Source organism: Hahella sp. NBU794 (assembly GCF_050749805.1).
Taxonomy (GTDB): domain Bacteria; phylum Pseudomonadota; class Gammaproteobacteria; order Pseudomonadales; family Oleiphilaceae; genus Hahella.
The window spans coordinates 2,712,615-2,731,890 of record NZ_CP192738.1 but is presented as its reverse complement, the minus strand read 5'-3'; the positions used below and the strand labels follow the sequence as shown (position 1 = coordinate 2,731,890).

Below are 19,276 nucleotides of genomic sequence, written 5' to 3'. Positions count from 1 at the left end.
CGTAGCGTAAGCCGTCCCAGCCGCGTATTTCGCGGCGACTACAACCGCTTGTTATGCGGCCTCACATGATTGCCCAACAAGTGAACCAGGCTGCGCCGCAAACGGTAGCCAGCTGATACCACAGGCTTCTACCTTTAAGAAGCGCAATACCCCCAACAAGAAAACCAATAGCTTCCGGACCGAACACATAACCACCCAACATTGCCCGGCCTTCACAATCTGGCGTTCCCTCGGGACAAGTGACTAAGCCGGTGAGTGCCCCCCCCTGCTACGATAACGAAGATTATCCCCATAAGAATGAGAGAGAGCGCAACCAGCTTTTTATAGTTCTTATACGCCTGGATCTCGCTGACACATAATACTTGTTTATTAGCCCGTGATCGATTAATGAAATTATCTTATCTTTTTTCACTGATAAATTCTTCTAGGTGATCTTTAAAAATATACTTATCGTAGTTAAAAAAGCTAGCAGGAAAAAATGGTAAGAAGTACCAGCCAACCCAAACATTTGTTTCACTATCAAAGGTTCTAATTGACTCGCCATATTCAATTTTTACCTGTCGATTTGCACTCGTTTCTTTTAGTGGTATAACGTATAACGTGAGAGCAGCAATAATACCCGCTCCGGCACCAGAATACACATAAGAGTCTATTACTGTAATAATCATATCTGATTCTTTCTCTTCTGTTGCCAAAGATGCGACACAACCCTTTTTGTTAAAAACTTCTTTTGTCCAATCTATATAGTCGTCAGGGTTGATTCGACCTTTTTTTTGATATTCTTCCGGTAAAACATGAACCTTAAACAGTAGCCGACAATCAGAACTGTTTAGGGATATTGGTTCACCTTTTATTTCTTTTATTTTTGATTTATCGAAAGAAACCGCGCATCCATTCAATAGCACACAAACTATAGCGATCAAAATATGAACACAATTTGAATTACGCCTTAGAGAATACAATTTAGCTAATAGACTCATTCGATATTATTCACTCTGATTTCGTCAACTTTTTGCTCATAATGCCAAGCTAAAGGGACGCGCTCTTTGCGTTCCCGTTTGAGCGCCTCGTTATACGTGATCTGGCGCTGGGCCAACACATTGCGCATGACGCTCGCCTTCCTTCAACCAGAAAAACTCTTCTGTTTCACTATTGATGGACATTGCTTTAGTGGGTCCGCTTTTTGGCGACCAACCTTCGGACAAAGCCCATTTTATGGCACTAGCAACAAACTTAGGCTTAAACTCGATTGCCCAAGGGAAAGGGTCGATAAACAGTACGTGCCCATGACCAGCTTTCCCTGCGGTAAAAACGTCGTCGCTACACCAAGGGCAACAAGCGTCGTAGTGCCACAAAAATTCTTCACCCTCAACAACTATCTTCCTTGTTCCTCGTTTCGGCCAAGCCATCTAAATACTCGAATCCAATTTACGTATAACGCCTCAAACACGGGCCGGAGCACGTAGTGCGGAGGTCCAGCCAGCTGTGCTGGCGAGCGTGCTTTGACTTGTTACGTGTTTTACCACCCGCGAACCTGCTTTGCCATATAGTCAAAAAAGCTTCCAGACAAATCGCTTTCCTCCGGTGGTACGCCATAAGCCCAATAAGTGATTGGATATTCCCCTGTAGCCTCATCGAATGTTTCCATATCAATACAATCAAGATCTTCATCATAACCGACATTTATTATCAAAAGATTTGGTGGAATACGCTCATTTTCTTCGACTTCTTCACGCCATAGCCGATTTATATTGATTATATGATTCGGAGACTCAAAATCTGGGCCGATACTAGCTAGCCAATCACCATAGTGCGCAGATTTCTCACAAAATCGAATATGACTCTTAGGCAATGCACACCCAAAGTGCTCTTCAATTTTTGCCACAGACTCTGGTGTTGGTGGCGGAGCGCTATTCAAATGTACATGGCGCTGAGCATCGTATTGTTGCGCCAGACGGTCGATTTTTTCCATTACACGTAACATTTGTATATCGCGCATGCGCGTTTTCCCATTCTAATATTTTGAAGATAGTTCCTCCAGCCCACTGATTCCAGTGTAAAACCCCAGAAAGTTAAACTACCTCACTTACAAGAAACCGTGCGTGCGTATATACACTTTCTTGGGGGTCTCGTGATCACAACAAGCCAGATCCCAACTTATTGAATCAAAGCACTTTTCAGAACAGCATCATCGGAAAACCAAGCCATTCGGTACGGCAAAGCGTGCGACTTTCCAGTCACGTGAGAAATAACTGTATTTATATACAGGCAAACATAAAAAATTACCTGCCCCCTTGGAGCGTAAGGCCTAACCCAAATTTCACAAACTCGGCATTTACTCAAATCGCGCAGCCGTGAGGAGGAGCGCCCTCATCAACCACAAAGATACTTACACGAGATCAACCTCTCGTCGCTTTCCTCCTCTGTCCAGTTAACCGCCTCGCGGGCCTCCGCGATCGTATAGTTACGCAGCACGTCATTCTCCTGGCGCATGCCAATGCCGGGCCGGTTTGAGATATCAATTCCTACAGATGTAGGATATTTAATACATGGAAAGCCATGCAATAATTATCCGGTTGCAGTAGCCATTTTAAATACCAAAATCCTCCAGGATTGAAGTCACAAGCAAATACCACGACAATTAATCATAAAGCTTACAAAAAGACACATCAGAATCCTCACTCCAGAGACAACAACCAAATAACTATTTATACGTGAATTGTTATGCCCCAAAAAATTAATATAGATGACTTATATTTTAGATTCTGGGATGGCAGTGGCAGTGTATCGCCATATGCTTGCCACATAAAAGATACCCCGCATTACAAGTTTGCTATCGCAACGCTGAAAAGAATGCCATCCAATATCATTAATAAAACGGGTTATGGGCTCTATGCAATGTGGGAGCATCATTGTAGTATAAATCGCTCAGCCTCCCCTTCTCACAGCGCGACCATATTCAAGAGCAATATTGACAATATGGTGTAACAATAGTTTCAACCAAATTGAAGTGATGAGTTTCTGTTTAAATTCAAACATGATCAATAAGTATTATATAACCGACGGAGCTCACCGAGCAGCTTTTGCTGGCGCTATGATTAACTATAGATTAGAAGTTACGGGTAACATGAATGATGCAATTAGGGACAACTACATTTGGGCAAATTCTGTGCGTCAACCTCCTCCGTGGCCGCCGATAAGGGGTATAAATTGCATTGAAAATGTAGTTACAGTGTATCACAACGCATTGCGAACTCTGGTTTGACAGGTGACACAAGCGCTCTTGAGAGTTTGCCAATCCCTTTATCACATGTAGAGGAAGGCTCGCTAGCGAGGGAATTACAAATATAACTGGGGTATATACCAATATAATCAAGCATCACGTTAGAAAGCTGGGATTGAACCACTAACAGGTCCACTTGACGCTACTTGGATACGATCAGGCCACCCAGTTTGATACTGATTTCCTTTATGAGCGAACAAAAACCAATTTTACGCAAAAACTGTGACTGTCGAAATGACTGAGTCTACAGCCAGATACGCTAGCCACGCCTTAAACGAGTTCATTGCGAACTGCAAAGCCAAGCTGGAATCGAATGATGTAACCGAGGACGATGAGTTCTTTTACAGCAACGATGCTATAGCAGCGGCTATCGCTATCAAATCAATCTCAGGTAAAGAAATGGTTCACCAAGTTATTAAACTCTCCACAATCTTACATACAGATACTTACAAGGCATCAAACGTCTCTTATTAATATTACATTAACGGGAAAATACGAAATGGCTGGACAGGGTCGTATTACTTTTATTTACTGAATTTCCCTGTATGCATTAACATCCGACTCACCAGCGGCCAAACCAGAGTGTTTTTTTGATAAAGTGTAACGCAGCGAGCTCGCAAAAACAGCATAGGTTTGGACATTTTGGTTAAAGCCGCTGGTTATGTATGCAGGGCTTCTACTATTTCCTATTAGCTTGAAATGGCTGACAAATATAAGACTCTTCCAAAAAGCGTTGGAATAATCCTTGATTAGAGGAAGTTATGCCAATATTATAAGCCTGATTTTTTTCAAGCACTCTATCCACATCACCAGAAGAACTCATATTTCCAGTTTGGTCAAATCCTTCTCTATGTATAGCTATACAACCAGAGTCATGCTGCGCCCCCGGTTCTTGATGCGCTTTTACAAGACGTCTATTTGCCTTAACTAAACATGATACTGAAAATCTAAAACACACAATTACAGAATCTTCTTGGTTAACGGCATTTTCATTTCCAAAAACCTCACATTTGTCATGTGATGTAGACATCCACAGCCGATACAAAGGTTTATTAAAATAACTCAACGCCTTAGAGAAATCGTAGTTCTTACTTCCATTGCTGGTGGCGTTATTCCATTCAGCTTTTGACATTTTACGATAATAAAGATTACCCCCAGGTCTTTGATCGATAAAGCTTCGCCTATTTGTCCCCCTTAATCCAGCTTCGCGGATCCTTCTCATGCCGTCGTTTAACTCTTTATCAATTTTATCCCAGTCTGTATGCATACAGTATCCTCCATAGAGTATTTTGAGCACAAATATAATATTTATATAGCATTTTTACTACGAGCAGGCGTGGGGGCGGTTTCCCATCTTTTCCACATAGATACTTACACGAGATCAATCTCTCGTCGCGCTCCTCCTCTGGCCAGTTAAGCGCTCACCGGCCACCTCTGTAGTGTATCTTCTTAGTGCCCCCCTGACACAGGTTATGCCGGACCGGCTTGATGTAGCAATTCCTACAGATGTAGGATATTTATCACATGCAGAGGAAGAAGTTCGTTCAACGACTGGCGAGGGAATTAAAGATATAACTGGGGTATATGCCAACATAAATGGAAAGCGGAGATAGTGCCACTCGTAGGCCCTCTTTATGCCTCCAGGATACGATCAGGCACCCCAGTTTGATAGTGTTTTCCTTTTGGCAAATCGCATGCTGCTCCATGCCATGGCAATCTTGTTAACAATGGATATAAAAGGGGTAGCCCCCCCCTTCAACCACAAAGATACTTACACGAGATCAACCTCTCGTCGCTTCCCTCCTCTTTCCAGTTAACCGCTTCGCGGGCCTCCGCGATGGTGTAGCTGCGCAGCACGTCATCCTCCTGGCGCATGCCAACGCCGGGCCGGCTTGAGGTGACGATGTAGTCGCCTATCTCGATGTCGCCACCTTCAGCGCAGACCTGCATCTGACCTTCGCCCAAGGCGTTCATACAGCCCAGGTTGTAGACTTCCGACAGCGTGTAAATCTGAGCGACCGTGAAGTCCTACAGGTCAAACGCCGCCGGAAACTCCGATTCGTCAAAAGGCTTCGCCCACAGAAAGACGCCGGCTTTGCCACGTTGCCTTGGATGGCTGGAGAGTGGATCACGTTCGACAGGTTCTTGCGGTGGACCAGCCGGTCATAAACAAGAATCTGTCCCGGCCTGACGTTTTCCTGTTTTCGGATCAGGCAATCATGCCCGGCGGTGAGAGGTCCATAGTTCGCGCCCGCGCCATAGACGCCGATCCCGCCGGCGCTGGTTCCCTGCGCGCCCTTCCCGGTTCCCGTCGCGTTGCCGCCTATGCCGTAGTAAGGATTAGGACCGAAGGTGGTCCCTGAGATGCTGGTGCGGTTTGAAACGCCCTGAATCGCCACGCCTGTATTGGACGTGGCGCGCAGTGCGATCCGGTTATTGCCTTCCTGGGCGTTGCCAAAGCTGCCAATGTAATAGTCGCCGCCGGACTGGGTGATCCCGATAGTCGCCAGTTTGTCGATCTGACCGTTGCCGCGATCCCCGTAAAACTCCATCTCGTTGGTGGCGGAGTTCATCACCATCCGTTTGCCGCTAGCTCCTGTTTGGAAGGTCGCCGCGTTGATGGTTCCGCTTTTTCCGAGTGTTCCTGTTTTCGAGTTTACTGACGATTACGGTAACCTTTGTCAGAGACTGATTGCTCCTCCTGGGAATTTTAGAGTCTATACGTCAGCCCGAATCATGACATCCAACTATATCGATGAGGAGCCAGGAGGCTACTTTGTAGATATTCAATACTTGCCTGACAGCGTATTAAAATATTTGCTGTCCAGTAGGTACTGTGAGTCTGACTATTTTAACGAAATGGCGCGACAAATTACGCACAACCAGCGCCCCGGTTACGACCAAGTGGTTCAAATAGAAAGCTGGCTGCTTAGTACCATACAGTTTCAACCTGGAAGCAGCCTATTACCTCTTTCAGCTATCGAGGTGAATCAACGGCAAATTGGCGTATGCAGAGATCTTTCCCACCTTGGCGTTGCTCTTTGTCGCAGCTTGAGCATTCCTGCTCGCATGGTGGTAGGTTACTTAAATGCCTTACAACCAATGGAATTACACGCTTGGTTTGAAGCCTTTGTGGCTGGGCGATGGTACACATTCGACGCAACACAGCACTCCAAAAAAGGAGGTTATGTCGCTCTGGGCTATGGTCGAGACGCAGCAGATGTCGCAATCTACAACCAGTTTGGTCCAGCTGTGTACCCCACTCAGCAAAAAGTATGCATAGAGTTGGGTTAAATACGCCGGTATATTGCCTACATGAGCACTTATTTGTTAATGAAAATATATTTTTGAAAACGGTGTCTTTTTCCCTTCATTAGGAATAGGGTAAGAGATGCACCTTGCACTAGCATCTTGCTACCGTTTGCGTCTAGGTATCGCTACCGGCAACTCTCTCAGGATTCTATCCCCTGCAAATAAATACCTCCAGAATGCTGTATCCGTCTAGGTGACATCATGAACGAGTCCCGATCCACATTAAAATATTATTCCTGCCACGAATGGGTTCGTATCTTAGCCAGCTTCGCCATAGTAGGTGTAACAGAGTTTGTATCAAATATTAAAGGTTCTATAAGGCTATCTTGCAACGTTGACTACACCAAGCTATATGCCTCAGGAGAACAAGTTGGGACACTTGAAACCCATAGGGGTGAGATTCTGCCTTTTTACATGCCAATTTCAGGCTACATTGTCAGCACCAACAACTTTCCTTTCCATGACACCAGCAATCCATATGGCAATGACTGGCTGCTCATTGTAAAAATTGAGGATGCTTCAGATATTGAAGAGCTAATGTCTGAATCAGAGTATGATATTACTTTCAGACATTCGCCCATGTTTGCATATGCTTAAACTTTATTGCGTTCGCTACCTATGAATACATACGGTAGCAATGCCACTGGATTGACAAACTTGAGCGTCAGGTAGCGGCTTGCTTTTTCACGTCTATATTTGTTTTCATCCGGTGACACGCCTTACAAATACCCTGAAGATTACTGCCACGACTATCCCCTCCTTCCGCCTTGGGCAGTATATGATCCACCTCAGTCGCCGCACTGGTTCGCCCCAGCTTTAAGCACACCTGACACAAATAATTATCCCGCCTCAGTATCCGCGCCCTAAGCTTCCGCCATTGCCAACCATAACCTCGTTGGGTGTCGCTGCCCTTCTGTTGTTGCCATACTCCCCAGCGTGTCGCCTCTCGCTTGTCTGCGTGGCTCACACAGTATCGTGACTTGTGTCGGGTCGTATTGGGGCAGCCCTTATCTTTGCAGGGCCTTAACGAAGCTTGAGGCATTAGCGTTCACTCTGCCGCTCGATCAGGCGGTCTAACTTGTCGTTGATGGCTCGCAGGTCCGTTTTTATTTCATTGCGGACGGCGTCGATACGCTGACGCTGTTGCACTTGCTCTTCATTCAGGTACTTAACCGCCAACGCGTTTTGCTCGACACGGCGATCTATGGAGCCCGCCCAGGTGATCACGGAAATGGCGATTACCAGCGTACTGATCAGGTGGCCTACACTTATGGTCTTGTCCAAGTGCCAGTGCCTCCGGGTGGTTTGGTTCTCTTCCATTATTTCTTACTCATCACGTCGGTTACCTTGGGGGCGATCTTCTCCAACGATCTGCCGGCGACGTATCCGCCCAGTCCTATTTGCAGCAGATCCCAGGCTTCCACGCTTAAGCGAAACGTCAGTAAGCCAAAGGAGTCACACACAACCAAAGCAAGGAAACACAGCATGGTTAACGGGCGCCAGTTGCGCTGCAGGATGCTTTGCCCTTGCGCTTCCGCTTGGATCGTTCTTGCCTTCGCCTCCAGCAGCTTGGTTTCGTACTCCATCACTCGTTGGGTTAGCTCGGCCTGAATCTGAAATAGCTGTGCCTGTATCTGCAGGCGCTCTTCGTCGCTGGTGTGGACGTTGTCTATCAGATCGGCGACTGGTTTAAACAGATTGATCAATGAAGCCCAGGCGCTCATGGGTATTGTTTCCAGGGTAATTGGAAATGGGGTCCATCGAAAAAGCCGTTGAAATCGCCGCCCCACTCTATGGGAATGCCCAGCCCTTCGGCGGCTTGCTTCACAGCGTCGGCGAGTATCTGGTAATAACGGGCCTCCCAAGTGATTGAACCGTTGATCAAAACACCCAGGTCCACCGCATGGCCGGTTAAATGGCGGCTGCGCATAGTCTTGGATTTGCCGGCCTTGTACAGCTCCGTTTGGCGCTCGATGGTTCGCAGGCCTTCCAGTACGGTGAAATCAATCGGGGTGATCTGAATCGCTCTCTCGATCACTTTCACAAGGTCAGGATGCAGGCCAACCAAGCGCGACTTGGAGCGCTTGCCTAAGTAGAAGCTCATGTTTTGCATAACCCACAAACGAAAAAGCCCCGCATAAGCGAGGCTCTAGAAAGCAAAAAACCCGGCTCCTTTCGGATACCGGGTCTCTATATGAAAACGCCCTGAGAGTTGTCAGGGCGCAGTAGTGCAGAATATGGGATGAAGCTTACATGATTATTCTAAATTTGGCAACAAAGCCTGGATAAAAAAGCAAATTACCCACAAATATCGCAACAATAAGTCTTAGCCTCTTTCAGCCGCCTCAAATGAGGCCCGGCGAATAGAATTCCTGAAGATGCTCGGCCTGTTACAACATAAGATGCAAATGGCATAGCTCTTTGTTTTTGAGCTTTAAGTTCTTACAGTCCTTATACCTACACGGGCTTGGCTCGAAGCCATTATGAGCAAGGATCGTAAGGAACTGTTCTTCTGCCAATATATCTTGCTCTGTTAGAGGTTGCTCAAAGTTATCGTGCTTTATGGCCAGCCACGGTGAAGGCGATTCATTAGCATCCAGCATGATGTACCAGCCTTGCCGACACTCCTTGCAATGATAGTAATAGGTTTCATGGTTTAGCTCTGGCTCGAACTCCTCGGCTTCCAAGCCTGAAAAATAATTAGGGAAGAGCTTTACTCCAGCCATCTCTATATAACGAAACGAATAGCTTAAAGTTATCTTAACAACTGACTTTGGTAGTTCAGAGCAATTGCACATTTGTAAAGCCTAATGCCCAGCTCACAGGCCAATTTGGAGCCGCGTAGCGGCTCCGAACATCCGATTATGTTAGTTGATTTTCTCGCTGATACCTTCAGGGTATGTCTTGGCTAGCTCTTCAAAGGCTCTTTCGCCTTCCGTAAGTACTCGCACAAGTTTCGCGGTGCAGAGGCAATTCGTAATTGCAAGATCACAACCAGTTAGGGCTACTGAAACTCCCAGACTCTTCGCCCATGCTTCCAAAACGGTGTCAGAAGCCATAAATGCGTTTTGTCTGTCCGACAGTGAGGTCTCGATCTCGATAACTCTTGGCGCTCCAAAACGTTTCAGTTTGGCAGCCAATAATTCATCTGAAAGTTCACTATACGCAGACTCTCCGCCCCAATTTTCAAGGAGAGGTAAAACACCTTCATCACGGCAATGAAGTGGCAAGGTGACAGTCCATAGCCTCCCTGATCTTAACTCTTTTTGTGAGTGAAAGGGGCTCTCTTGATAAACCCTATCGGCTTCTTCCTTGGTAAACATCCCTTTTTCGACAAGGTGTTGAAGGCGATTTTCCAAGAAATCCAATGACGAAGGCACCAGTCTTTGTTGCATCATTTCGACTTCATGATCCAATAACCTAGTGTAGTGCCATACTCGTATTCGAGTGTCGGTCAGCACAGGGGTCAGGTTATTTTCCTTGAACGACGAGAAAGCAGGATCGAATCGATTCGGTTTTAGACTTTGGTAAGTCGAGCTATTCAAATGCTCCTTCATCAATCTGTCTTTTTCAGAGTAAAAATCAGAAACAAGCTGTGATTCCGCTCTAAGCAAGCTCAAAAGTTCAAGGCCGAAAGTGTCTGGATTCCAAATATCTACCACGCTACTACTTATCCCTATCCCCAATCAAAAGTGCGAGTTTATCATTTCCCTGACCTCGAAGGCTAACATCAAACTCACTGACTTGATTGATAAAACCGTGAAAATCCGAACTACCTCACTCATAATAAACCATACTAAATAGCCAAATAATATGATTATCAACCAACATGCCCTGACAATTGCGACGCCACATAAGCTGCATGATTATCGGTCATTCCAGAAACCAAGTCTGTTACTCGAAGATAACATTGATGATAAGAAGCGCTATAATCTACTTTATTTGCACCCATAAGGTCTAATACGCGCTGTGATTTAAACGATAGCTTACCAATTTTAAACTCGTTTACGGCATCTATATATGCCGATAAAATGGTTTCAAGAATAGAGTAAGAACCGATCTCAAGCTCCACCTTTCTCCTGGCTATAAAAATATTACTTTCAGTGACTTTCTTAGCCTCTTCCAAACCTTCACTCTCAACTCCTTTAATATTACCAATAAGATCCCCATTAAAATCACCTGAAATTATTTCATCATAGTTTTCTTCAAATACATTTGCACACTTTTTTATTAGATTTTCAATAGCATTAGCTCTTAGGGGAGCCACCAACCGTCGATTTGTATGATGTAGATCGTAAGAGCTACCATCTGAAACATTTTTTTCCCCAGAAAGCTTCTCAAAGATATGATAAATATCTCCAATTCTCAGAATATTTAATTCAAGTGCATCTTCAATATCTAGTATTTTGTAACAAATATCATCAGCAGCTTCCATTAAGAATGATAAAGGGTGCCTATAAAACTGGACACTACTGCCATTACTTAAGCCCAATTCTACCATTACTTCTTCTGCAAATTTTCTCTCTGACTGAAAGAAATTAAACTTCCCCTTTGACTCAGCAATACAATGATTAGAAAACCACGGATATTTCACCAAAGTCCCTAATGTTGCATATGTTAATCGCAGTCCTCCATCATTATAATTATTTTCTATTTCCGATACGATTCTAAATCCCTGAGCATTACCTTCAAATATTTCAAAATCATTTCGTTCGCTTCGGCTACTTAAGCAAAGTTTGTGGCTATTTTCTTTAAACCAATGACGAATAGCAAATTCACCCGCATGACCAAATGGAGGGTTACCTATGTCATGTGCTAAACAAGCCGCATGAACAATTGCACCAATTTCTGGCGAGCATACACCAGGGGGAAGAACATTTTTTCCTGATAAGAAATTTCCTACTATAAGCCCCAAACTTCTTCCAACACTTCCAACTTCTAAAGAATGAGTTAAACGAGTATGAACGTGATCGTGGTGCGCTAAAGGGTGAACCTGTGTCTTCCGTCCCAAACGCCTAAATGCGGACGAAAAAACTATCTTATCGTAGTCTTTATTATATTCGCTCCGTACCTCGCATACTTTTTTTGAGCTTTTCTTTCTTGTAGTAGAGAGTAATTTTTTCCAGTCCATATAATATTCACCATATCCATTAGTAAATGTAACGCCTTTCTTTAGCGCTAAAGTGCAACCCTACGGAAAGGGCTCCACGCCGAGTAGCGACGACAGAATCAAATTATTAAGTTTCTGCGTGGTGTGACTCAAGCTTTCTGACCGCATTTTCAAGAACATCCAAAACGTCTTGTTTATGCATAGTATCAATCCAAGTGTATGGCTTATTTCCCATAATTCCAGCATTTACATTCTCTGACAACCTATCCATGTCAATACCCAGCAACTTGGCTTCGTTTAACACGGCTACTAGAGCCTGCTCATATATACTAAGTTCTGACATATTCGCTCCTAAATTGATTGATTACTTATTGACAAATTTAACATTCTCATATCCCGTATGCGCGCTTATTAAGCTGACAACTCCGAAGTAACTTCCTCCAACCTATTGATTCCATTTTAAAAGCCACGAAAATCAAAACTACCTAAGCCACGAATAACATTGAGTGTGCATATGAAAATTCGTATGCGATCTCATTACCACCTTAGTATAGCCACTAGATTATTGAATCATCGCTAAACCGTGACACCTCATTCTGCAAGGCGTAAGAGTTTCTTGACATGCCAGAGCTTAACTGTATTTTTATACAGTATATTTTATCACTTTAGAGGTCACAATGCGCGTATCGCTACTTGGTCGCAGCGGTGCAAGGATGCGCAGGCGTTTACTCCCGTTGTTTTTGGAGCACGTTTCAGCCGGGTTTCCCAGCCCCGCCCAGGACTACATAGAAAAAGCCCTGGACCTCAATGAGCTATGTATCAGGCACCCCGCCGCCACGTATTACGTCCGCGTTCAGGGCGACTCTATGATTGAGGCCGGCATCTATTCCGGCGATATCCTGATAGTGGACCGTTCCCTTACCGCCAAGCACGGCGACATAGTTATCGCAGCCTTACACGGCGAGTTCACGGTTAAGGAATTGCAGCTCCACCCTACCCCTTGTTTGCTCCCCCGTAACAAGCGTTACAAGCCCATAGACGCGCCTGAGATTGAAGTGTTTGGCGTGGTGTCAGGCGTTGTCCGGATACTCAACAGATGACTTTTGCGCTGGTTGATTGCAACAACTTTTACGCATCGTGTGAGAAGCTATTCCGCCCCGATTTGAAGGATACGCCCGTCCTGGTGCTCAGCAACAACGACGGCTGTATTGTCGCCCGCTCACGGGAGGCCAAAGCGCTTGGCTTTCCCATGGGCGCGCCTATATTCAAGTTCCGCGACCTGGTTAAACAACACGGCGTGGTTACCTTCTCGTCGAATTACGCCCTTTACGCGGACATCTCCAGCCGAGTTATGCGCACCCTGGGCGAACTGGCGCCAGTATGTGAGGTCTATTCTATAGATGAGGCCTTTCTCGACTTGTCCGGCGTCTCAGCCTGTATGGATTTGGTGGAGTTCGGCCAGCAGGTCCGCCAGACCATCGGGCAATGGATCGGTATTACCGTCTGTGTGGGCATTGCTCCCACCAAGACATTAGCCAAGCTCGCCAACCACGCAGCCAAACGTTACCCAGCTACCGGCGGCGTGGTTGATCTCTCCGACCGCTACCGTCAGCGCCGTTTATTGACCCTTACGCCGGTTTCGGAGGTCTGGGGTATTGGTTCAAAGCTTGCCGCTCGCCTGGGCGCGCTGGGCATTACCACCGCCTTAGAACTTGCCGAGGCTAACCCCGCCCTACTCCGCAAGCGCTTATCGGTTGTGGTAGAGCGCACGGTTAACGAGCTTAACGGCGTTTCCTGTATTGAGTTAGAAGACGCCCCGCCACCCAAGAAACAGATCATTTGTAGCCGCTCCTTTGGCGAGCGCATTACCTGCTTTCAGAACATGCGCGAGGCCGTATGCGAGTACGCCAGCCGCGCCGCCGAAAAGCTCCGCAGAGAGAAACAGCGCGCCTCCGTCATTACCGTGTTTATTCAGACCGGAAAATTCTCCAAAGGTGAACCATACTATTCCAATGCAGCGACCGGAAAGCTGCCTTTTCCTTCTGACGATACCCGCGATTTCATAGAGATTGCCCGGGTCTTACTGGATAGGATCTGGCGGGATGGCTACCGCTATTTGAAGGCCGGAGTAATGCTCTGTGACTTCTCTCCTCCTAGGGTTTGTCAGCGTCATCTATTTGAAGTAGACGAAGGGAGGCGCGGTAGTGTGGAGCTTATGGAGACATTGGATAAGCTTAATAGGGGAACAGGTGGCGTTGTTTGGTTTGCTGGACAGGGAATACAGCAGCCTTGGGGAATGAAGCGAGGTAGACTTTCTCCTGCTTATACTACTAGGTGGGATAAGATACCACAAATCAATTAAGAAGCCTTCGTTATCTCTAGCTCTTCGTTGTAACCATAATAGTTGCACACCTATAATCAACAATTAGGACTTTACTCAAACACCCAATAAAAGCTAATCACATTATGGAATCGGCCACATTAAACTTTGATGTAAGCAGCGGGCTTAAAAGTGTATTAGGTAGCGAACTAATCACAGATGACGAGGTCGCAATATTTGAGCTTGTTAAAAACTCTTTCGATGCTAACGCCAAAAGAGTAGACATATATTTTGACGAAAACAAGATCGTCATAGCCGACAATGGTGATGGAATGTCATTTGATGACATTCAAAACAAGTGGCTATTTGTTGCATATTCAGAAAAAAAGCAAAGAAAGAAAGGTTTTAGAGATGACATATCAGATAGCCACCATTACGCTGGGAGTAAAGGCATTGGGAGGTTTTCCTCTGATCGTTTAGGCAAGAAGATAAACCTTCAAACCCGGCCAGAGAATGAAATAGATAAGTTCGTTCACTCATTGACAATAGACTGGAACCTTTTTGATGTTGACCATGCAAATCACTTTGAAAAAATAAATGTGATCTATGAAGAGAAAAATAGCTACTCTCTACCACCAGAAATTCCAAGCATAAAAAAAGGAACAATTATAACAATAAGCGAAACAAGAAAAAAATGGGAAAGAGATGATATATTAAATATAAAAACCGACTTAGCAAAACTCATCAATCCATTTGGCGCTGAAATTGACAAATTCAAAATAGTCATACATGCGCCAGGAGAGATAGAAAATGACAGCAGCGCCGCAAAAAATTTCAGAGACAAAGGAGAGGCTGTACCTCCAAATGCGCTAGTAAATGGAGAAATTGGAAACTTTATTTTTTCAACACTTCAAGAAAAGACAACATATATATCCGTAGAGGTAACACCTGACGGAACACAAATTGAAAGTATTCTTACAGACAGAGGAGAGGTAATTTATCATATAAAAGAACCCAACCCATATTCACTACTTAAGAACTCGGGATTTAGCTGCAAACTATTTTTTTTAAATCACTCGGCTAAACTTACCTTTGCCAAAAGAATGGGCGTCCCGTCCGTTAGATTCGGCTCAGTATTTCTATTTAGAAATGGCTTCCGTGTTTACCCAATAGGCGAGGAAGGCTACGATTGGTTTAAGATAGACCATAGAAAACAGCAAGGATATGCGCGATTTCTAGGAAGTAGAGACGTTATAGGTCGGCTAGATGTATCAGGTTATGACAAGCAGTTTAATGAAGCATCAAGCAGAAACACCGGCTTAATAGAAAATGAAGCCGTAATTGAGTTGCAGACATGCTTCAGAGAACATTGCTTAAAAAGACTTGAGCGATATATAGTACCTGTGACTTTTCCTGATAAGGAAGACAAATATACAAGCGATATTTCACGCCTTCTAACAGACCCTGGCAAAGCAAGAGTGGCGTCAGCGGTTGCCAAACTAGTTGATAGCGATGACGTTCAACTAATCACATACAATAAGAAGCTTGTTAGTTTGCTTGATGAAAGATCTTCACAATTTGAGTCATCGCTTAGTAGTCTAAGAGCAATCGCCGACAAGTCAAAAGACAATACTCTTCTCGACTCTATTAAAGAAGCTGAAAAGAAGTTTGAAGCTATTCGGCGCTCTGAGGAGTTAGCAAGAAAAGAAGCCGATACAGAGAGAGAAGCAAGAAAAGCGGCACAGCTTCGTGCCCAAGAAGCAGAAAAGACCGTTCAAAAGGTAACGACACAACTTAAGGAAGAAAGAAAAAGAAACCTATTCCTTACTTCAATATCATCACTTAACACTGATGCCATAGATAGCCTCCACCATCAAGTTACAATATATGCAGTTGATATTCAGCAAAAAATCGAAAACATACTGCAAAAAATTTCAAACAATAAAGAGTTCCCTGTCAATGATACCATGAGCACACTAGAGCAAATATCTTTACTTAACAAAAAAGTGCTTGGTATATCGAAGTTTGCAACAAAAGCAAACTTTAGGCTCGAATCTGAGATGATCAATGCTGACTTAGGTCATTACGTAGAGCAATACATAACCGAAATATCTATAAACAACATATTTGGCTCATTATCGATAGAAGTCAACAATGACGGAAAAGGATTCGAGCAAAATTTCAAACCCATTGATATATCGATAGTAGTAGACAATCTAATATCCAACTCTAGAAAAAGACAAATAAAAGCAAATCTAATCACCTTTGACATAACACACCCTTCTAAAAATAATATCCACATAATGGTCAGTGATAATGGGAGAGGGTTTGATAGTAGCATTGATGATCTTGATAGAATCTTCGAAAAAGGGTTCTCTTTAACGGATGGCTCAGGATTAGGGCTATATCACGTAAGGCATGTATTAGGGGAAATGAACGGCACAATAGAAGCCGTAAAAGTGAAAGAAAATAACGGCGCTTCATTTTTAATTAGGATATCAAAATGAGACTAGACTTTAATGTACTATGGATAGACGACCAGCAAAGGCACGTAGAGTCACAGAGGGAAAAAATTGAAAATATTATGAGGCTGGAGGGATTTAGATTAAGAACAGAGTTTGCCTCAAATATGAACGAAGCAAAAAACTTTATTGAGAACGACATTTATAGAGACCATATAGATCTGGTTTTGATGGACTATAACCTTGGGGCTGGAACCAATGGAGCTGACGGTATTGTTGAAGTACGCAGGCATATTGAATTTAAAGATATTATTTTTTACTCCTCTCAGGCACCAGATCTCAAGGAAAAGGTAGCCGAAAGAAAAGTAGAAGGCATCTTTTGCTCAACCAGAGAGGACCTACCTCATACAGTTGCAGGAGTATTCGAAGCACTAATTAAGAAGGTCATTGATATTGATCACTCCCGAGGAATTGTCATGGGGGCAACCAGCTCTATAGATCAATTGGTCAATGAGTGCCTATCGACGCTATTTGATAGCAGTGAGAAAGAGGAAAAAGGTAAAACCATAGCGCTCATAACAACCAAATTAGAAGAAAAGAAAGATAAATTTCTTAAAGATTTAGATGCTCTTTCTAAAATCGAACACCTTCGAGATCTTTCCAAGCATCATGGCGTTTATACAAGCAACGACAGGCTAATTTTACTAAGAAAAATATTAGAAACTCACTCTGACTTTAGCCATATCGTAGAACTAATCAATAAATATAGCAACAATACTGTTCCGAACAGAAATTTATTGGCGCACGTAACAGTTACAGAGAATGGTTTTTCAAGAAAACTATTTAACAGGCAAGGCAAAGAGCTAACGGTCAATGATATGCGCACCCTCAGACAAGAGCTTTTGGGTTTTCATTCTGCAATTGAAGATGTGTTTAATAAACTAAAGCCTACTGAAAGCGAGTAATCGATATATTTATCCATTTTCGGAAAGAATTTTCCTTAACGTATCCCCTATGGCTTCTGCCACTAAAGGCGGAACCGCATTTGCCACTTGGGTGAATCGTGGCACTTCCCTTTTTCTTCTTTCTCCTCCTGTTGTATATTTCCCCTGAAACTCAAACCAATCAGGAAAACTTTGAAGCCTTGCATTTTCTCTAACAGTTAGTGTTCTAGGCTCACTATAATGAATCAAATCATCAGGCATGCTAGTTATAGTAGGTGAAGGTCTTTCAGGATCTAATACTCTGATTGCACTCTTTTTCAACCCTAGCCTGCTTTTCAACTCGTTTGATAGAGAAACGTTTAGCCTCCCATCTGTATGGCATGTTTTAATTATACTTTGAAAACGCTCAACAATTTTTTGTTTATGTCTTGCAAGGCGCGTATCAGTTAAATTTGTCCTTCCGACATCACCATGCATTATTTTCTGATACGTAGTTAAAGGGTGATTATAAGATATCTCCTCAAAACCAACACTATCACGACTAGCAACCTTACCATTTCTTCTAACTTCAAGGTCTGAAATTGCAGACCCTGAGGAAACAGGCAGAGAAGCAAAACCTTTATTTCTTATGAAAGATAAACGATTTTTCTCAATTTGCTCAAATGGGTGTATTTTTTTAGATGGAAAGAGGTCGTTCCGCACAGCAATAACAAAAAATCTATGTCTTCGCTGAGGCACACCAAACTCAGAGGTATCTATGACTCTACTCGATACAGTATAATTTTCAGACAGGCAATCTATAATCTTACACGCATAGTTAACTTTACTGTTAGCACCTTTATCATCTTCGAAATCATGAGTTATCCCTTTCACATTTTCTATCAGGACAACTTTAGGCTCTACTATATTCACAAATTGAAGATACAAATTAACCAGATCGTTTCTAGGGTCATTTGGATCTCTTCGACCAGCACTCGAAAACCCTTGGCATGGTGGACCACCAACAATCATATCAATTTTTCCACTCAAGGATTCGAGCTGCTCTCTATAAGTCTCCAGTATGTCTTTTATACTATGTTCAGTTTTAGGCAACCATTCTGGCCATTGTTTATATGCACCAGACTTTCCTTCAATTAGGTTATGTTTTAACGTCATAAACGCAAAGCTATCTTGCTCAACAGCAAATACTCCCTCCCAACCTGCCTGAGATAAGCCGAGACTGAGTCCTCCACACCCCGCAAAAACGTCGATAAAGTTAACGCTATTTGAAGATGCTTCCTGAACTGATGAGCGATTCCTAGCTAATGCACCGTTTGACACTTTCAATAGAGACCCTAGTTAATTTTCAAACACCTACCAAGCGCGGCTCTTTTACCATGAAGTACTATTTTTGAAAAGCAATATAAATTTGCCTCTCTACTTTCCGACACGCAACAGCCATCATAAAAGCTAGTAACGACTAGAAATGTCAATTACACAAAGTAAGCATGCCATCGATCCAGGCTATACCAGCGTTGAGCAACATGCCCGCCTTTCTCCTGCCTAACGCCGGCATCTTACGTACCACATGAGAAAGATTTTCCCCCGCCATGTAGTAAAGCAGTACAACCTCCCCCATCTCCTCATCCCTAGCCCTCAACTTGGACACCGCCAAATCCACCCTGGCCGCCTCCTGATCCGTAATCACCGGCGACCGCACAGAACTCCCAGCCATCCGCGCAAACGGCGTAGACGAGGGATAGCCCACGTTATCTGTATTAAATTTAGACCACCTCGCCCACTGTTCCAGTAACCATGCGGTTTCATCTACTGCTCGTCTCATCGTTTTACCTCTATCAGTTCATT

21 protein-coding genes are annotated in these 19,276 nt (G+C 44.0%); 6 read left to right on the top strand and 15 right to left on the bottom strand.

The window, feature by feature from the left end:
- Positions 1-398 precede the first annotated feature (398 nt).
- From ACQYWX_RS12265 to ACQYWX_RS12240, 6 genes are all read right to left on the bottom strand, one after another.
- Positions 399-923: a hypothetical protein gene (locus ACQYWX_RS12265; RefSeq protein ID WP_431688960.1), complete on the bottom strand. Its 525-nt coding sequence runs from the start codon at positions 921-923 to the stop codon at positions 399-401.
- Positions 924-976: 53 nt separating this feature from the next.
- Positions 977-1,108 carry a hypothetical protein gene (locus tag ACQYWX_RS12260; protein WP_431688959.1) on the bottom strand — a complete coding sequence of 44 codons (132 nt, stop codon included), beginning with the start codon at positions 1,106-1,108 and terminating at the stop codon, positions 977-979.
- A gap of 411 nt (positions 1,109-1,519) precedes the next feature.
- Entirely contained in the window at positions 1,520-1,999 is a 480-nt protein-coding gene (locus ACQYWX_RS12255) for an SMI1/KNR4 family protein (protein ID WP_431688958.1), read from the bottom strand.
- A gap of 1,963 nt (positions 2,000-3,962) precedes the next feature.
- On the bottom strand, positions 3,963-4,550 hold the full coding sequence (locus tag ACQYWX_RS12250) for a hypothetical protein (protein ID WP_431688957.1): 588 nt from the start codon (positions 4,548-4,550) through the stop codon (positions 3,963-3,965).
- Between the two features lie 488 nt (positions 4,551-5,038).
- Positions 5,039-5,257: a hypothetical protein gene (locus ACQYWX_RS12245; RefSeq protein ID WP_431688956.1), complete on the bottom strand. Its 219-nt coding sequence runs from the start codon at positions 5,255-5,257 to the stop codon at positions 5,039-5,041.
- Complete coding sequence (locus tag ACQYWX_RS12240) at positions 5,254-5,862, bottom strand: hypothetical protein (protein ID WP_431688955.1); 609 nt, start codon at positions 5,860-5,862, stop codon at positions 5,254-5,256. The genes ACQYWX_RS12245 and ACQYWX_RS12240 overlap by 4 nt, the downstream gene beginning before the upstream one ends.
- Positions 5,863-6,019: 157 nt before the next feature.
- Here ACQYWX_RS12240 and ACQYWX_RS12235 point away from each other — a divergent pair, with 157 nt between their 5' ends.
- Together ACQYWX_RS12235 and ACQYWX_RS12230 are read left to right on the top strand one after the other, a co-directional pair.
- Complete coding sequence (locus ACQYWX_RS12235; RefSeq protein ID WP_431688954.1) at positions 6,020-6,577, top strand: transglutaminase-like domain-containing protein; 558 nt, start codon at positions 6,020-6,022, stop codon at positions 6,575-6,577.
- Between the two features lie 219 nt (positions 6,578-6,796).
- Positions 6,797-7,192: a hypothetical protein gene (locus ACQYWX_RS12230; RefSeq protein ID WP_431688953.1), complete on the top strand. Its 396-nt coding sequence runs from the start codon at positions 6,797-6,799 to the stop codon at positions 7,190-7,192.
- Positions 7,193-7,259: 67 nt separating this feature from the next.
- On the opposite strand, the gene ACQYWX_RS12225 is transcribed toward ACQYWX_RS12230, so the two are convergent.
- The 7 genes from ACQYWX_RS12225 to ACQYWX_RS12195 all read right to left on the bottom strand — a co-directional run bounded on the left by ACQYWX_RS12225 (position 7,260) and on the right by ACQYWX_RS12195 (position 12,048).
- Entirely contained in the window at positions 7,260-7,637 is a 378-nt protein-coding gene (locus tag ACQYWX_RS12225) for an HNH endonuclease (RefSeq protein WP_431688952.1), read from the bottom strand.
- Entirely contained in the window at positions 7,637-7,879 is a 243-nt protein-coding gene (locus ACQYWX_RS12220; RefSeq protein WP_431688951.1) for a hypothetical protein, read from the bottom strand. Before ACQYWX_RS12220 ends, ACQYWX_RS12225 begins: the two co-directional genes overlap by 1 nt.
- A gap of 35 nt (positions 7,880-7,914) precedes the next feature.
- The gene (locus ACQYWX_RS12215; RefSeq protein ID WP_431688950.1) at positions 7,915-8,319 is read right to left on the bottom strand and encodes a 3TM-type holin; all 405 of its coding nucleotides are present in this window, start codon (positions 8,317-8,319) and stop codon (positions 7,915-7,917) included.
- A complete protein-coding gene (locus ACQYWX_RS12210) occupies positions 8,316-8,699 on the bottom strand; it encodes a M15 family metallopeptidase (RefSeq protein WP_431688949.1) in 384 nt (127 codons plus the stop codon). The genes ACQYWX_RS12215 and ACQYWX_RS12210 overlap by 4 nt, the downstream gene beginning before the upstream one ends.
- A gap of 763 nt (positions 8,700-9,462) precedes the next feature.
- A complete protein-coding gene (locus tag ACQYWX_RS12205; protein WP_431688948.1) occupies positions 9,463-10,257 on the bottom strand; it encodes a hypothetical protein in 795 nt (264 codons plus the stop codon).
- Between the two features lie 158 nt (positions 10,258-10,415).
- Complete coding sequence (locus ACQYWX_RS12200; protein ID WP_431688947.1) at positions 10,416-11,726, bottom strand: deoxyguanosinetriphosphate triphosphohydrolase; 1,311 nt, start codon at positions 11,724-11,726, stop codon at positions 10,416-10,418.
- A 106-nt stretch (positions 11,727-11,832) separates the two neighbouring features.
- Positions 11,833-12,048 carry a hypothetical protein gene (locus tag ACQYWX_RS12195; RefSeq protein ID WP_431688946.1) on the bottom strand — a complete coding sequence of 72 codons (216 nt, stop codon included), beginning with the start codon at positions 12,046-12,048 and terminating at the stop codon, positions 11,833-11,835.
- Between the two features lie 370 nt (positions 12,049-12,418).
- Between ACQYWX_RS12195 and umuD the strand changes: the two genes are divergently transcribed.
- The 4 genes from umuD (at position 12,419) to ACQYWX_RS12175 (ending at position 17,452) form a co-directional block, all read left to right on the top strand.
- Complete coding sequence (gene umuD, locus ACQYWX_RS12190; RefSeq protein WP_431688945.1) at positions 12,419-12,805, top strand: translesion error-prone DNA polymerase V autoproteolytic subunit; 387 nt, start codon at positions 12,419-12,421, stop codon at positions 12,803-12,805.
- Positions 12,802-14,067: a translesion error-prone DNA polymerase V subunit UmuC gene (gene umuC, locus ACQYWX_RS12185; RefSeq protein ID WP_431688944.1), complete on the top strand. Its 1,266-nt coding sequence runs from the start codon at positions 12,802-12,804 to the stop codon at positions 14,065-14,067. The genes umuD and umuC overlap by 4 nt, the downstream gene beginning before the upstream one ends.
- A 104-nt stretch (positions 14,068-14,171) precedes the next feature.
- Positions 14,172-16,532: an ATP-binding protein gene (locus ACQYWX_RS12180; protein WP_431688943.1), complete on the top strand. Its 2,361-nt coding sequence runs from the start codon at positions 14,172-14,174 to the stop codon at positions 16,530-16,532.
- The gene (locus ACQYWX_RS12175; RefSeq protein WP_431688942.1) at positions 16,529-17,452 is read left to right on the top strand and encodes a hypothetical protein; all 924 of its coding nucleotides are present in this window, start codon (positions 16,529-16,531) and stop codon (positions 17,450-17,452) included. The genes ACQYWX_RS12180 and ACQYWX_RS12175 overlap by 4 nt, the downstream gene beginning before the upstream one ends.
- Before the next feature lie 9 nt (positions 17,453-17,461).
- Here ACQYWX_RS12175 and ACQYWX_RS12170 read toward each other — a convergent pair whose 3' ends face one another.
- The gene (locus tag ACQYWX_RS12170; RefSeq protein WP_431689511.1) at positions 17,462-18,751 is read right to left on the bottom strand and encodes a DNA cytosine methyltransferase; all 1,290 of its coding nucleotides are present in this window, start codon (positions 18,749-18,751) and stop codon (positions 17,462-17,464) included.
- A gap of 148 nt (positions 18,752-18,899) precedes the next feature.
- Positions 18,900-19,253, bottom strand: a complete 354-nt coding sequence (locus ACQYWX_RS12165) for an antiterminator Q family protein (RefSeq protein WP_431688941.1) — start codon at positions 19,251-19,253, stop codon at positions 18,900-18,902.
- Between the last annotated feature and the right edge of the window lie 23 nt (positions 19,254-19,276).

What these genes read in the sequence shown, in the direction of transcription:
- ACQYWX_RS12260 (WP_431688959.1), bottom strand. Translation starts at nt 1,108, where the DNA reads ATGCGCAATGTGTTGGCCCAGCGCCAGATCACGTATAACGAGGCGCTC.
- ACQYWX_RS12255 (WP_431688958.1), bottom strand. Translation starts at nt 1,999, where the DNA reads ATGCGCGATATACAAATGTTACGTGTAATGGAAAAAATCGACCGTCTG.
- ACQYWX_RS12250 (WP_431688957.1), bottom strand. Translation starts at nt 4,550, where the DNA reads ATGCATACAGACTGGGATAAAATTGATAAAGAGTTAAACGACGGCATG.
- ACQYWX_RS12245 (WP_431688956.1), bottom strand. Translation starts at nt 5,257, where the DNA reads ATGAACGCCTTGGGCGAAGGTCAGATGCAGGTCTGCGCTGAAGGTGGC.
- ACQYWX_RS12240 (WP_431688955.1), bottom strand. Translation starts at nt 5,862, where the DNA reads ATGGTGATGAACTCCGCCACCAACGAGATGGAGTTTTACGGGGATCGC.
- ACQYWX_RS12235 (WP_431688954.1), top strand. Translation starts at nt 6,020, where the DNA reads ATGACATCCAACTATATCGATGAGGAGCCAGGAGGCTACTTTGTAGAT.
- ACQYWX_RS12230 (WP_431688953.1), top strand. Translation starts at nt 6,797, where the DNA reads ATGAACGAGTCCCGATCCACATTAAAATATTATTCCTGCCACGAATGG.
- ACQYWX_RS12225 (WP_431688952.1), bottom strand. Translation starts at nt 7,637, where the DNA reads ATGCCTCAAGCTTCGTTAAGGCCCTGCAAAGATAAGGGCTGCCCCAAT.
- ACQYWX_RS12215 (WP_431688950.1), bottom strand. Translation starts at nt 8,319, where the DNA reads ATGAGCGCCTGGGCTTCATTGATCAATCTGTTTAAACCAGTCGCCGAT.
- ACQYWX_RS12210 (WP_431688949.1), bottom strand. Translation starts at nt 8,699, where the DNA reads ATGAGCTTCTACTTAGGCAAGCGCTCCAAGTCGCGCTTGGTTGGCCTG.
- ACQYWX_RS12200 (WP_431688947.1), bottom strand. Translation starts at nt 11,726, where the DNA reads ATGGACTGGAAAAAATTACTCTCTACTACAAGAAAGAAAAGCTCAAAA.
- ACQYWX_RS12195 (WP_431688946.1), bottom strand. Translation starts at nt 12,048, where the DNA reads ATGTCAGAACTTAGTATATATGAGCAGGCTCTAGTAGCCGTGTTAAAC.
- umuD (WP_431688945.1), top strand. Translation starts at nt 12,419, where the DNA reads ATGCGCAGGCGTTTACTCCCGTTGTTTTTGGAGCACGTTTCAGCCGGG.
- umuC (WP_431688944.1), top strand. Translation starts at nt 12,802, where the DNA reads ATGACTTTTGCGCTGGTTGATTGCAACAACTTTTACGCATCGTGTGAG.
- ACQYWX_RS12180 (WP_431688943.1), top strand. Translation starts at nt 14,172, where the DNA reads ATGGAATCGGCCACATTAAACTTTGATGTAAGCAGCGGGCTTAAAAGT.
- ACQYWX_RS12175 (WP_431688942.1), top strand. Translation starts at nt 16,529, where the DNA reads ATGAGACTAGACTTTAATGTACTATGGATAGACGACCAGCAAAGGCAC.
- ACQYWX_RS12165 (WP_431688941.1), bottom strand. Translation starts at nt 19,253, where the DNA reads ATGAGACGAGCAGTAGATGAAACCGCATGGTTACTGGAACAGTGGGCG.